General features: G+C 53.4%; 11 protein-coding genes. 4 read left to right on the forward strand and 7 right to left on the reverse strand.

Features of this window, described 5'->3' with window-relative positions; translation table 11 throughout:
* Window positions 1–60 precede the first annotated feature (60 nt).
* The 3 genes from pstA to ACW8F6_RS09995 form a co-directional block, all read right to left on the reverse strand.
* Window positions 61–1,335 (reverse strand): phosphate ABC transporter permease PstA, encoded by a 1,275-nt coding sequence (pstA, locus tag ACW8F6_RS09985; protein WP_491575717.1) that lies wholly within the window; start codon window positions 1,333–1,335, stop codon window positions 61–63.
* A complete protein-coding gene (gene pstC / locus ACW8F6_RS09990; protein WP_491575718.1) occupies window positions 1,328–2,716 on the reverse strand; it encodes a phosphate ABC transporter permease subunit PstC in 1,389 nt (462 codons plus the stop codon). Before pstC ends, pstA begins: the two co-directional genes overlap by 8 nt.
* Window positions 2,717–2,796: 80 nt before the next feature.
* A complete protein-coding gene (locus ACW8F6_RS09995; protein ID WP_491575719.1) occupies window positions 2,797–3,837 on the reverse strand; it encodes a PstS family phosphate ABC transporter substrate-binding protein in 1,041 nt (346 codons plus the stop codon).
* 167 nt (window positions 3,838–4,004) lie between these two features.
* Here ACW8F6_RS09995 and ACW8F6_RS10000 point away from each other — a divergent pair, with 167 nt between their 5' ends.
* Genes ACW8F6_RS10000 through ACW8F6_RS10010 form a run of 3 tightly spaced genes read left to right on the forward strand, consistent with a single transcriptional unit; the run spans window position 4,005 to window position 6,353 of the window.
* Window positions 4,005–4,568: a TRAP transporter small permease subunit gene (locus ACW8F6_RS10000; RefSeq protein ID WP_491575720.1), complete on the forward strand. Its 564-nt coding sequence runs from the start codon at window positions 4,005–4,007 to the stop codon at window positions 4,566–4,568.
* Window positions 4,561–5,925, forward strand: a complete 1,365-nt coding sequence (locus ACW8F6_RS10005) for a TRAP transporter large permease (protein ID WP_491575721.1) — start codon at window positions 4,561–4,563, stop codon at window positions 5,923–5,925. The genes ACW8F6_RS10000 and ACW8F6_RS10005 overlap by 8 nt, the downstream gene beginning before the upstream one ends.
* Window positions 5,926–5,960: 35 nt before the next feature.
* The gene (locus ACW8F6_RS10010) at window positions 5,961–6,353 is read left to right on the forward strand and encodes an acyl-CoA thioesterase (protein WP_491575781.1); all 393 of its coding nucleotides are present in this window, start codon (window positions 5,961–5,963) and stop codon (window positions 6,351–6,353) included.
* A gap of 64 nt (window positions 6,354–6,417) precedes the next feature.
* Here the strand turns inward: ACW8F6_RS10010 and ACW8F6_RS10015 are convergent, their stop codons facing one another.
* Window positions 6,418–7,533 carry a TRAP transporter substrate-binding protein gene (locus ACW8F6_RS10015; protein WP_491575722.1) on the reverse strand — a complete coding sequence of 372 codons (1,116 nt, stop codon included), beginning with the start codon at window positions 7,531–7,533 and terminating at the stop codon, window positions 6,418–6,420.
* Between the two features lie 52 nt (window positions 7,534–7,585).
* The gene (gene uvrD, locus ACW8F6_RS10020; protein WP_491575723.1) at window positions 7,586–9,763 is read right to left on the reverse strand and encodes a DNA helicase II; all 2,178 of its coding nucleotides are present in this window, start codon (window positions 9,761–9,763) and stop codon (window positions 7,586–7,588) included.
* 185 nt (window positions 9,764–9,948) lie between these two features.
* On the opposite strand from uvrD, the gene hexR reads away from it, so the two are divergent.
* The gene (gene hexR, locus ACW8F6_RS10025; protein WP_491575724.1) at window positions 9,949–10,797 is read left to right on the forward strand and encodes a transcriptional regulator HexR; all 849 of its coding nucleotides are present in this window, start codon (window positions 9,949–9,951) and stop codon (window positions 10,795–10,797) included.
* Between the two features lie 44 nt (window positions 10,798–10,841).
* On the opposite strand, the gene ACW8F6_RS10030 is transcribed toward hexR, so the two are convergent.
* Together ACW8F6_RS10030 and glmS are read right to left on the reverse strand one after the other, a co-directional pair.
* A complete protein-coding gene (locus tag ACW8F6_RS10030) occupies window positions 10,842–11,585 on the reverse strand; it encodes a TlyA family RNA methyltransferase (protein WP_491575725.1) in 744 nt (247 codons plus the stop codon).
* Between the two features lies 1 nt (window position 11,586).
* Window positions 11,587–13,416: a glutamine--fructose-6-phosphate transaminase (isomerizing) gene (gene glmS / locus ACW8F6_RS10035; protein ID WP_491575726.1), complete on the reverse strand. Its 1,830-nt coding sequence runs from the start codon at window positions 13,414–13,416 to the stop codon at window positions 11,587–11,589.
* Between the last annotated feature and the right edge of the window lies 1 nt (window position 13,417).

A 13,417-nucleotide genomic window follows, 5' to 3' on the forward strand; every position in this document is an offset into this window, starting at 1 on the left:
TTAACCTGCTCGCTAATTCTAATTAGCTAAATTCTGTATTAAAAAACGGGGACGCCGGCGCTACCAGCGGCGCTCAAGCCGGCGACGCAGCCACACGGCCAGGGCATTCATCAAGAATAAAAACCCCAGCAACACCATAATGGCCGCCGACGTTTTTTCCACAAAGGCCCGCTCGGGGCTGTCTGCCCAAAGAAATATTTGCACCGGTAGCGCGGTGGCCGCATCGGTAACTCCGCCGGGAATATCCACCACGAAGGCCACCATGCCAATCATTAACAGCGGCGCTGTTTCGCCCAGCGCCTGCGCCATACCAATAATGGCGCCGGTCAACATGCCGGGCATGGCGAGCGGCAGCACATGGTGCAAAACCATTTGCATTTTGGAGGCACCCAGACCCAGTGCCGCCTCGCGAATAGAGGGCGGTACCGCCTTAATCGCGGCGCGGCTGGAGATAATAATGGTGGGTAGCGTCATTAACGTTAACACCAAGCCGCCCACCAATGGTATCGAGCGCGGCATTTCAAAAAAGTTAATAAAAATAGCCAAACCAAGAAGGCCAAAAATAATTGAGGGCACGGCCGCCAGGTTATTAATGTTGACTTCAATTAGATCGGTCCAGCGATTTTTCGGGGCATACTCTTCCAGGTAAACCGCGGCGGAAACACCTATGGGAAACGACAATACCAGCGTGACCAATACCGTAAACAGTGAGCCTAATGCCGCACCCAAAATGCCAGCCATCTCAGGTTCGCGCGAATCGCCGCTGGAAAAAAAGGTGGCGTTAAAGGCGGTGCGCAATTCGCCATTTTCCAACAGAGTTTCCAACCAGGCGAGTTGCTGCTCTGTTAAGCGACCGGTAAAGGCTTCGCGCCCATCGCGACTTTTATACCAGGTATCCACATCGTCGTCGGCCAATAGCCAAAAGCCCTGGCTGCTATCGAGTAAATCGGGATTGGCTATTACTTTGTCGCGCACCGTGTAGCTAGCGCCACTGCTAATCAGTGCATTGAGCGAGCGCTTGGCACGCCTATCACTGACCGACAAACGCTCGTAGAGCGCGCGCTTAATGGCGCCCTCGAAGTCTGCCTGCATAAAGGCATTCTCGGCCTCGATATCGACAATGCCCAAATCCTCACTCGCCAAATCTACGGTTAAATAGATTTCGGTGGACACAAAACCCTTGTATCCCTTGCCAATGATATCGGTGAACAGCACCACCAGGCAGGTGAGGCCAAATAGAATAGACAGGATACCGTACAGCCGGAAGCGCTTCTCCGCGCGGTAGCGGCGGGCCAGATTGCGGTTGACCTTGTCGATAGTGGTTTGGTTAGTCATATTGTTCCCGATACTTTCTTACCACGTGCAATGCCACAAAATTGAGCGCCAAGGTGGTCACGAATAACATCAATCCCAGGGCGAACGCGGCCAGCGTTTTAGGACTGTCAAATTCTTGGTCACCCACCAATAGGGTAACGATCTGAACGGTGACGGTGGTCACCGACTCCAGCGGATTAGCGGTCAGTTTCGCCGCTAGTCCGGCTGCCATAACCACAATCATGGTTTCGCCAATGGCGCGCGACACGGCCAGCAATATACCGCCCACCACGCCCGGCAGCGCCGCCGGCAGAACTACCTGCTTAATGGTTTCCGATTGGGTAGCGCCCAGGCCCAGAGAGCCGTCGCGCAGCGATTGCGGCACTGCTGTAATCACATCGTCGGCCAGCGAGGACACAAAAGGAATGATCATGACCCCCATAACCAAACCCGCGGCCAAAGCACTTTCACTGGAGGTGGCAAAGCCCATGGATTGACCCAGGTCGCGCACCACCGGTGCCACAGTGAGCGCCGCAAAAAAGCCATAAACCACAGTGGGAATACCGGCCAGCACTTCTAATAAGGGTTTGACCACGGCGCGGACTTTTTTATGGGCGTACTCCGCCAGGTAAATGGCGGCCATCAGGCCCACGGGCACGGCAACCACCATCGCAATAAAGGAGATCAACATGGTGCCGGCAAACAACGGTACCGAGCCAAAGGCACCCGAGCTGCCCACCTGATCGGCGCGCATGGCCATTTGCGGGCTCCACTGAGTGCCAAACAAAAACTCAAACGGACTCACCGAGCGAAAAAACTGCAGCGATTCAAACAGCACACTGAACACGATGCCCACGGTGGTGAGGATGGCTAGGCAAGAACACCCCAAAAGCATCCAGCTAAAGGCGCTCTCTACTTTCTGGCGCGCGCGCAACTGAGGTGCGATTTTGGTCCAACCAAACAGTAATCCCACCACGCCCAAACTCAGCACCACACCGGTCACCGCCAGGGCATTCGTCGTTTGAATTGCGTGTAGACTGTCTGCCGCAGCCAAGAGTTCGGGCGGTTGGTTTGCCGAGGGCAGATGGCCCTGAGCAATATTTGAGACAGTATTAAGTAGCAGCCCTAATTCGTCGGAAGGCAGCGCCTGCATGTCAGCCGGCAGTTTGGCAATCACCAACCACTCTATTAATCGAGCATCCAGCAATTGCCACAGGCCCAGTACCAACAAGCTCGGCAGGGCGCACCACAGGGCGGTAAGCATGCCATAGTAAAAAGGCAATGAGGCGAGATTGCGCGCGCCGCCAATCGCCTGTGACTGCATCATGGCGCGACCGCGACCTATGACAAAGGCAAATACCGCTAGGGCAATTAATGTGGTTAGTAACGTTAAGGGCTGCATAAGTATTCTGGGTTTCTCAATAAAACAATCGCCCGGTGAGGCTCACCAGGCGATTGCGACATCATACCGTGATTTGGCAGTTACATGGCGTTCAGTGCTTTGACGTCGGCGGCCACTTTATTGCGCTTGGCCTTAGCCATTGGAATCATGCCTTTGTCGGTCAGGTAGCCTTCGTCACCCCAGGCTTTTTCGTGGGTGAATTCAGCCAAGTATTCTGCTATGCCCGGTACCACGCCCACGTGGGCTTTCTTAACGTAGAAGTAGAGTGGGCGTGAAATCGGGTAGCTGCCGTCGGCAATGGTATCAAAAGTAGGCTCTTTGCCATCCACTTCAGACGGTTTCACTTTGTCGCTGTTCTGATCCAGGAAGCTGAAGCCGAAGATACCCAGTGCATTGGGGTTGGCATTCAGTTTCTGCACGATCAAGTTGTCATTTTCACCGGCTTCCACGTAGGCGCCGTCTTCGCGAATTTCGTGACAGATGGTTTTATAGCGGTTTTTGTCTGAATCTTTCAGGGCTTTGATCCAACCAATACTGTTACAGCCGCCTTCCATTGCCATTTCCAGGAATGCATCGCGGGTGCCGGAGGTTGGCGGTGGGCCAAGCACTTCAATTTTGCTGGCGGGCAGAGACGCATTCACGTCTTTCCAGGTTTTGTAGGGGTTGGCAACCAGCGTGTTACCGCCTTTGGGGTTGGGCACTTCCTTTGCCAACGCCAGGAATAGGTCCTTGCGGGTAACCTTAAATAGCGGTGCGTTGATGGCATTGGCAATGACGATGCCGTCGTAGCCAATCAAGACTTCAACAATTTCAGTGACGCCGTTTTCCGCGCACATTTCGCGCTCTGAGTCCTTAATGGCGCGCGAGGCATTGGTCATATCGGGGTACTGGACGCCTACACCACCGCAGAACAGCTTAAAGCCACCGCCAGTACCGGTTGATTCAACCTTGGGCGCTTTAAAGTTGGTAGAGCGGCCAAAGCGCTCTGCCACTGTGGTAGAAAAGGGGTATACAGTAGATGAACCCACAATGCTGATGTGGTCACGCGCGGCGGCGCTGGCGGTCATAACAACACCGAATGCGGTGGCAGCCAGGGCGGCGGTAGTCAGTAGTTTCTTCACAATGTCCTCCAAAGGGGCGTCTGTTTGCTTGACGAGCGCTACTCTATGTCGCGTGGGTGACAATTATATGAAAGCAAGATGACACAAATGTGACAAAGCATAGACCTCTCAGAGAGGGGCCGTGTCTGTATAATGCGTGTCTTATATTTATAAAAAAGCTTTCCAATATGCCCAAAGAAGGATCTTTACGTCTGCCGGAACGCCTTGTGGCCTGGCAGCAGTTTCTGCAAGCAGTCACCAGTTGGCTGGGTAGAGCCGTGGCCTGGCTCACCTTGGCCATGGTACTGGTGACCTGTGTCATAGTCGCGCTGCGCTACGGCTTCAACCTGGGCAGCATAGGCTTGCAAGAGGGATTGGTTTACCTGCACGCCTGTGTATTTCTATTGGCATTGGCCTATACCGCCGACGAAGACCAGCAGGTACGGGTGGATATCTTCTATAGGCGGTTCTCGCCCCTTGCCAAGGCCTGGGTTAATTGCCTGGGCGCCTTAACCTGCCTACTGCCCTTCGCCTGCTTAATGCTCTGGGCTACCTGGCCGTTTTTTGTGAACGCCTGGACGATTCGCGAGGGGTCGGGGGAGGCCGGGGGATTGCCATTTGTCTACCTGTTAAAGGGCTTACTGCCGCTGGCGGCCCTGTGCCTGATCCTGTTGGCAATCGGCCAGGTTCTGGGCAACCTGGGCCGTATTTTGCAGTTACAGCAGCCACAGCGGGAGTCTGAACATGCTTGAGTTGTTGCCGCTGCTGCTCTTTGGCGCCGTCTGCCTGTTGTTGATGCTGGGCTACCCCGTGGCCTTTACCCTGGCCGGTGTGGCACTGTTATTTGCTGGGTTGGGCATATTGCTTGGGCATTTCGACCCCAACCTGTTGCTGGCGCTGCCCGATCGCCTGTACGGCACCATGACCAACGTGACACTCATCGCCGTGCCACTGTTTGTCTTTATGGGCGTCATGCTGGAGCGCTCCCGACTGGCGGAAGACCTGCTCAGCAATATGGCGCGCGCCTGTGGCCGACTGCCCGGCGGACTGGGTTTAAGCGTAATTCTGGTGGGCGCGCTGTTGGCGGCCAGCACCGGCATAGTTGGAGCCACAGTGGTCACCATGGGGCTCATGTCGCTGCCCACCATGCTCAAGCGGGGTTACGATCCCGCCCTGGCCACTGGCACCATTTGCGCCACCGGCACCCTAGGGCAAATTATTCCCCCCTCCATCGCGCTGGTTTTACTGGGCGATATTCTCAGTAGCGCCTATCAGCAATCACAGTTGGCGCTGGGTGTTTACAACGCCGAGCCCATCTCTGTGGGCGATCTCTTTGTGGGTGCGCTGGTGCCCGGCCTGCTGCTGGTGGCTTTGTACCTTCTCTATTTAGCGATTACCGCCTGGCGCTCGCCGCAATTGGCGCCACCCAGCGATGACGAGGCGCCGCCTTTGGGGCAGCTGCTTAAGAGCCTATTACCTCCTATCTTATTGATTTTATTGGTGCTGGGCTCAATTTTGTCCGGTGCTGCAACCCCCACTGAAGCGGCCGGGGTGGGCGCTTTGGGCGCCTTGCTACTCGCACTGGCCAAGGACCAGTTGAGTATTCAAGTACTGCGCGATGTGGTGCAGTCCACTACCCGAATTACCGCTATGGTGTTTGGCATACTCATTGGCGCCTCCCTGTTTTCACTGGTTTTCCGGGGCCTGGGCGGAGAGGAACTGGTGCACCAGCTGTTTGCCGGTCTGCCCGGCGGCGTATTTACCGCCACTCTGGTGGTGATGCTGCTGATCTTTTTGCTCGGCTTTATCCTCGATTTCATTGAGATCACCTTTGTGGTGGTGCCCATTGTGGCGCCCGTGCTATTTGCCATGGGCATAGACCCTTTGTGGCTCGGCATCATGATTGCCATCAACCTGCAAACGAGCTTTTTAACCCCACCCTTTGGCTTCGCCTTGTTTTACTTGCGCGGAGTGGCGCCAGAAACCGTACCAACGGCGCAGATTTACCGTGGCGTGGTGCCCTTTATTGTGATCCAATTGCTACTCCTTGTATTGCTGGCCTTCGAGCCGGGACTGGTTAGCTGGCTACCCAGTTTGCTCAAAGCCTAGCGGCACAAGTTGAGGTAACGATAATGAGAAACGCGATGCAAAACGAAGACGAAAACCCCACACCCTCCGGCCAGCTACTGCTGCAAGCGCTGACTTTGCCCGCCGATACCAACCCCAGCGGCGATATTTACGGCGGTTGGCTAATGACCAAGATGGATCTGGCCGGTTCCATTGCCGCTCAGGCCATTGCCGCCGGGCGAGTTACCACTGTGGCAGTGGGCTCAATGGTATTTTTGCGCCCGGTGCCCGTGGGCGCCAGCGTCGGTTTTTATGTGGAAGTAGAAGAGGTGGGCCGCTCCTCCATTCGCACCCTGGTGGAGGCCTGGATAATGGACCCCAAGGGCGGCGAAGCGCAGAAAATTACCGAGGGGGAGTTTGTCTATGTGGCCATTGACGGCAATGGCCGTACCCGCCCCATCAACAAATAGCAGCTATTAGCGCCATTAAAAAAGGGTTGCCCAAGCAACCCTTTTTTAATGGCCGAATGCACCGCTATCGGCTTTGATAGTAAGCCTCTTCCGAGATTGCGTGGTAATTTTTCGCTTGGTCGCGAAACGCTTTGTAATCCGCGTACACTTTGGCAAAAAATGGGTCTTTCGCCGATTGCTCAGCGTACATTTCTTCCGAAATTCGCTTTAAATTGTCCAGCACATCTTGTGGCAAGCGCTTAATCGTCACCCCGTGTTTGTTAACCAGTTCATTCATCGCGCGGTAATTGCGGGCCGTGTATTCGTCCAACATGTCTTGATTAACGGCTCGCGCGGTGACCTCCACCAATTTCTGTAGATCTTTCGGCAGTGACTCTAGGGCAGTTTTGTTAACGATCAATTCCAGCGTGGGGCCCGGCTCGTGCCAACCGGGATAATAGTAGTATTTTGCTACCTGGTGAAAACCAAAGGCCAAATCGTTATAGGGCCCCACCCACTCGGTTGCATCAATCACGCCCGTTTGCAGTGAGGTATAAAGTTCGTTGCCTGGGATATTTACTGCCACGCCGCCGGCGCGGGCAAATACTTCGCCACCCAGCCCCGGGATGCGCATTTTCAACCCTTGTATGTCGGCCATGGAGCGTATTTCTTTGTTAAACCAACCGGCCATTTGCACACCGGTATTGCCGCCGGCAAAGGGTACAATGTTGAACGGCGCATAGGCCTCGCGCCACAACGTAAGACCATTGCCATAGTGCAACCAACCGTTCATTTCCTGGGCATTCATACCAAAGGGCACTGAGGTAAAAAACGGCGCCGCGGGAATTTTTCCTTTCCAGTAGTAGGCGCCACCGTGACCCAACTCCACACTGCCACTGGACACAGCATCGAATACTCCCAGCGGCGGCACCAGCTCATTGGCGCCATACACGGTGACCTGCAGACGCCCATTACTAGCTTGATTAATCCAGTTGGCAAAATTTTCCGCCGCCATCCCCAGCCCCGGAAAGTTCTTTGGCCAGGTAGTCGCCATGCGCCACTTGTATACCTGTTGCGTACGGCCATCCGTGTCCATCACATTTTGTACCGCTGGCTGGTTAAACACCAAGGCGTAAAATAGCGCTACAACCAATGCCACCAATGCAACAATGATTAAGGGTTGTTTGCTTCTTAGTTCCATGGTCGCTTTCGTGCTCTCGTCGATTATTATTAAATTAAAGCCGGTTGTTTATCTACAAAGCGCTTAATTTTGCCAGTCGTAATACCAGCCACTTGCTGCCTTCATTTATAAAATTTACCTGCACTCGGGCATTGGCACCCTGACCTTCAAATTGCGTAATCACACCTTCGCCAAAAATCGGATGATTGACACCTTGGCCCAGGTTAAAGCCGGCATCCTGTGCCATATCGGCTTGATTATCCCAGCGCGAGGGTGCTGCACGGTCAAAGGAGACTGGGCGACTGAAACTGGCTTTGACGCGCACTTCTTCCAGCAGTTGATTGGGAATCTCCTTCACAAAGCGCGACAGCGCATTGTAGGATTCACTGCCGTACATACGCCGCGATTCGGCATAGGTAAGGTAGAGTTTTTGCATGGCCCGGGTAATACCCACATAGGCCAGCCGCCTTTCCTCTTCCAGGCGCCCAGGTTCTTCCATCGACATTTTGTGGGGAAACAGGTTTTCCTCCATACCCGCTAGAAAGACCAGCGGAAACTCTAGCCCCTTAGCGGAATGCAATGTCATCAACTGCACGGCATCTTCAAATTCATCGGCTTGTTGATCGCCGGCGTCCAATGCCGCGCCGTCGAGAAATTCTGCTAAATCCGATATGTCTTCATCTTCACCGACGAAGCTGCCACAGGCATTGATCAGTTCCTGCAGGTTTTCCACCCGCGCCTGGCCTTTTTCGCCTTTTTCGTTTTTGTGAAAATCGAGCAGACCTGAACCTTTTATCACGCGATCAACCATGTCGCCCAAGGGCAGCTCGCGGGTGGCGTCTTTGAGTTCATCCACCAACACTTGAAACGCTTCTACTGCAGAGCGCGCGCGTGCGGCTAATACTTTTTGTTGCACCATTTTTTGTGCCGCCGCCCACAGGGAACAACCTTCTGCACGAGCAAACTGGCGAATGCTATCGACAGATTTCTCACCGATACCGCGCGTGGGCGTATTGACCACTCGCTCGAACGCCGGGTCGTCGTGGGGATTGTTAATTAAGCGCAAATAGGCGAGCGCATTCTTAATTTCCAGACGCTCGTAAAAGCGCTGACCGCCGTAGATACGGTAGGGCACCTGCTCGCGCAACAGCGCCTCTTCCAACACCCGAGATTGGGCGTTCGAACGATAGAGTATGGCCACTTCATCCAGACGTCGGTTGGGTTGGCTGTGCCACTGCTCGATGCGCTCCACAATAAAGCGCGCCTCGTCTTGCTCGTTGTAGGCCGCATAGAGCGCGATCAACTCGCCCTCGTCGCCATCGGTCCACAACTCCTTACCCAGCCGGCCCTGGTTATTGTCGATGACTGCATTGGCCGCCTTCAATATAGTGGCGGTAGAGCGATAATTTTGCTCCAGTCGAATGGTTTTGGTATTCAAAAAATCATCGGTAAAGCGCTGGATGTTTTCAATGCGTGCGCCGCGCCATCCATAGATCGACTGGTCGTCGTCGCCCACCGCGGTCACGTAGGCGCTTTTACCGGCCAGCACCCGCAGCCAGGCGTACTGCACGGCGTTGGTGTCCTGAAATTCATCCACCAGAATGTAGGGGAAGCGCTGCTGGTAGTGCTTGAGCAGTGGCGGGTTGTCGCGCAGCAACTCCAGTGCGCGCAATAGAAGTTCACCAAAATCCACCAGCCCCGAGGTATTGCAGGCCGCTTCATAGCCTCGATAGATGGCCAGATGGGTGCGCGTATAGACATCGCCAGTATCGTCTACATGCTCGGCGCGACGGCCTTCATCCTTTTGGCTATTGATCCACCACTGGGCCTGGCGCGCGGGCCACTGCTTTTCGTCCAATTGCAGCTCTGCACACACACGCTTGATCATGCGCAGCTGATCATCGCTGTCGAGGATCTGGAAATTTTGCGGCAGCTTGGCCTCTTGCCAATGCATCTTCAGCAACCGGTGCGCAAGGCCGTGAAAGGTTCCCACCCACATAGCGCGCGGATTGAGGCCCAGTAGTTCCTCCAGACGCGCACGCATCTCGCGGGCGGCCTTATTGGTAAAGGTCACCGCCATGATAGACACCGGTGATATGTGTTCCACCTGTATCAACCAAGCGATGCGATGCACCAGCACGCGGGTCTTGCCGCTGCCCGCACCGGCCAGAATCAGTTGGTTACAGGGGTCTGCGCTGACGGCTTCCCGTTGCGCATCATTCAGTTGGTCGAGCAGGCGAGAAACGTCCATGCACCATCATATTTCGCTGTATGTAGGAAAACTACAAAAATCTGGTGTTTTTACTACATGATTGAATAAAATAATGCCGGGTCTACAAGCGGCACGCTGATGCTGCTGTGGAATCACAGGGCAGGGTTGCTCAGGGAGCACCCGCTGCGCCAGTAACGCAGAAAGCGATAAACAAGGAGTAGGCAGTGAAACCGGCACTCATGACACAAAAAATCAGTGACGCTATCTTAACGATGCGCAAGTCTGAACGCAAAGTGGCGGAGTTTGTGTTGGGTCACCCCGCCGACATTATCCATATGCGCATTGTGGATCTGGCTAAGCGCGCCGATGTAAGCGAACCCACAGTGGTACGCTTTTGTCGGGCCATTGGCTGCGAGGGTTTTCAAGACTTTAAACTCAATCTCGCCCAGCAGCTGGCCGCCAGCCCCAGCTTTGGCCAAATAGCCGTCACCGACGAAGATACCGTAGCGGATTACAGCCACAAGGTGTTCGATTCTACCGTCGACACCTTGCTCAAAGTCCGCGATTCGCTCAATGCCGAGATTCTCGATCGCGCAGTAAATGCGCTGTGCAATGCCAACCGGGTGGAGTTTTTCGGCTTCGGCGCAAGCGGCGCTGTGGCGGCCGATGCGCAACATAAATTCTTCCGCCTGCAGCTAGCCACCGCCGCCTACTCCGACCACCACATTCAACACATGAGCGCTATGAGTATGCAACCGGGTGACGTGGTGGTGGCTATTTCCCAGTCAGGCCGAACCGAGGCACTCATTAACGCCATCGAGGTAGTTAGGAGTGTTGGCGGTGCAGTGATAGCCATTGCACCTTCTGGCTCGCCAGTTATTCAAAAAGCAAGCATTCCTATCGAAGTGGATGTGGAGGAAGATATAGAAATCTATACTCCACTGTCTTCGCGCATCGCCCATTTGGTGGTGATTGATGTATTGGCCATTGGAGTCGCAAAACATAAAGGACCGAAACTGCACGATCATTTATTTCGGTTGAAGCAGGGATTGAGAAAACTTCGTGTCAGCTAATTTTTACGCGATCGAGACAGCATTGCGCTTGTTATAGTAAAAGCCTACTTTCGAGCAAACACGAAGAATTCCTTATTGCCATCGCCTCCTTCAATGGGTGAGGCAAAATAGTCCAATACGGAATAACCATTTTCATTGAGGTTTAAGCGGATTTTTTCTTCTACCAGGGGGTAATAATCGGTCGATCGAACCAGTCCATTTTTGCCTATATGCTCTGGTTGCAATTCAAACTGCGGCTTAACTAGCGATAAAATGTGCGCAGCTGGCTTTAGCAATGGCGCGAGCGCCGGGAGTATTAAGGTTTGCGATATAAAAGATACGTCCATTACCGCAATATCAAAACCCTGTTTCCTCTCCGTGTGTGAGATTAGCGTTTGTACTGGCAGCTCGCGCGCATTCATACCCTCCAAGCAAATCACGCGAGGATCGTCGCGCAGTCGGAGGGCAAGTTGGTCTCGACCAACATCGATGCCAATAACCCGGTTGACGTCCCGCTGAAGTAAACAATCGGTAAATCCGCCGGTGGATTGGCCTATATCCAGAGCGGTTAGGCCCTTTACAAAAAATCCAACCCTATCGAGCGCGCCGGCCAATTTAACGCCACCCCGCGAAACATATTGCGCAATGTCGCTATCGGCCACAGCTAGTCGCATGTCGTCGGCGTAAATATATGACGATTTGTTAATGACTTTTCCGTCGACAGAAACAGCTCCCTGTTTAATCAATGCTTGCGCCTGCGATCGGGAGCGGGCATAGCCGCGCTCCACTAGAGCAATATCTAGGCGCACGCTATTCAACGGTTACTGATTTGGCGAGGTTGCGCGGTTGATCGACATCCGTGCCTTTGACAATGGCAACATGGTAACTTAATAGCTGCAAGGGAATGGTGTACACCATGGGAGCGATACTATCGGGCACTGAAGCCACATTGATCACAGTAACGTCATCAGAACTTGGGAAGGCAGAAGCTTGGTCAGAGAAAACAAACAGTTTACCTCCGCGTGCTTGTACTTCTTCAAGATTTGATTTTAGCTTTTCCATCAGCTCATTGTTTGGCGCCACAGCAACAATGGGCATATCCGCATCTACCAACGCCAATGGGCCATGCTTCAGTTCTCCGGCCGGATAGGATTCAGCGTGAATATAGGAAATCTCTTTAAGCTTTAATGCGCCTTCCATTGCCACGGGGTATTCAACGCCCCGGCCCAAAAATAATGCGTGTTTTTTGTCAGCAAATTTTTCACTGGTCGTTTTTATTTCATCATCCAACGTTAGAGCGTTGCCAATTTCTTGCGGTAGAGAAGCCAATGCTTGCACCATGGACTCCTCTACATCCTTCTTTAGACCGTGACGACGACCTAGGACAATAGTTAACAATTGTAGTGCCACCAATTGAGTAGTGAACGCTTTGGTAGAAGCCACACCTATTTCTGGGCCTGCTTGCGTCATGAATACCAGGTCTGACTCTCGTACCAAGGAGGAATTGGGTGCGTTACAAATTACTAGACTCGCCAGATAGTCACTTTTCTTGGCTTCTTTTAATGCAGCAAGCGTATCTGCCGTTTCTCCAGACTGCGAGATAGTGACAAACAACGTATTCCTTGGAACGAAGACTTTTCGATAGCGGTATTCGCTGGCCACCTCCACCTGACAAGGTATCCCCGCGTAGGATTCCATCCAGTATTTAGCAACTAAGCCAGCGTGGTAGCTGGTACCACAGGCCACAATTTGCACGCCTTCGACCTTATCAAATATCGCTGCAGCGTTGGCACCGAAGGATTCTTCCAGCACCCGAGTTTTACTGATGCGCCCCTGTAAGGTGCGGGTTAACACAGCTGGCTGTTCAAATATTTCTTTGAGCATATAGTGGCGATACTGGCCTTTATTTGCCGCCTCGGCTTTATCGGTAAGCTGCTGAACTTGTCGTGTTACCGCGTTGCCGTTTCCGTCATAGACCTCGACGTGTTCGCCTTGCAGATGTACGCAATCGCCTTCTTCTAAAAAGACGAAGCGGTCGGTCACCTGACGCAGCGCCATTTGGTCGGAAGCAACAAAATTTTCTTCAATACCCAAACCCAGCACTAATGGGCTGCCACTGCGACAGGCAACTAGCTCGCCGGGCCGATTGACGTCGATAACAGCCACTGCGTAGGCACCATCAAAACGCGCCACCGCGGATTGCACTGCATTAATCAAAGATTTTCCAGAAGCCACCAGACTGTGAATAAGATGAGCAATAACTTCTGTGTCTGTTTCAGAAACAAAGCGATAGCCTTGTTCTTGCAATTCAGCGCGCAGTTCGCCGTGATTCTCGATAATGCCGTTGTGAACCACCGCAATATTTTCTGAACAATGTGGGTGTGCATTGAGTTCAGACGGTTTACCGTGTGTGGCCCAGCGGGTATGGGCGATACCGGTAAAACCCGCAGACGGATTAGTTTCTAATTTATCGGTGAGGCCTTTTACTTTGCCAACCGCTTTGGTGACGTTCAATTCACCGTTCTTATCAATGACGGCAACACCGGCGGAGTCATAGCCGCGATACTCAAGCCTCATTAAGCCTTCAATCAAGATACCGGTCACATTGCGGCTGGCAACGGCGCCTACAATTCCACACATA

It is taken from the genome of Simiduia sp., from assembly GCF_058345725.1.

Coding starts and splice junctions, on each gene's coding strand:
- pstA (WP_491575717.1), bottom strand. CDS start 1,335: ATGACTAACCAAACCACTATCGACAAGGTCAACCGCAATCTGGCCCGC.
- pstC (WP_491575718.1), bottom strand. CDS start 2,716: ATGCAGCCCTTAACGTTACTAACCACATTAATTGCCCTAGCGGTATTT.
- ACW8F6_RS10000 (WP_491575720.1), top strand. CDS start 4,005: ATGCCCAAAGAAGGATCTTTACGTCTGCCGGAACGCCTTGTGGCCTGG.
- ACW8F6_RS10005 (WP_491575721.1), top strand. CDS start 4,561: ATGCTTGAGTTGTTGCCGCTGCTGCTCTTTGGCGCCGTCTGCCTGTTG.
- ACW8F6_RS10010 (WP_491575781.1), top strand. CDS start 5,961: ATGCAAAACGAAGACGAAAACCCCACACCCTCCGGCCAGCTACTGCTG.
- ACW8F6_RS10015 (WP_491575722.1), bottom strand. CDS start 7,533: ATGGAACTAAGAAGCAAACAACCCTTAATCATTGTTGCATTGGTGGCA.
- uvrD (WP_491575723.1), bottom strand. CDS start 9,763: ATGGACGTTTCTCGCCTGCTCGACCAACTGAATGATGCGCAACGGGAA.
- glmS (WP_491575726.1), bottom strand. CDS start 13,416: ATGTGTGGAATTGTAGGCGCCGTTGCCAGCCGCAATGTGACCGGTATC.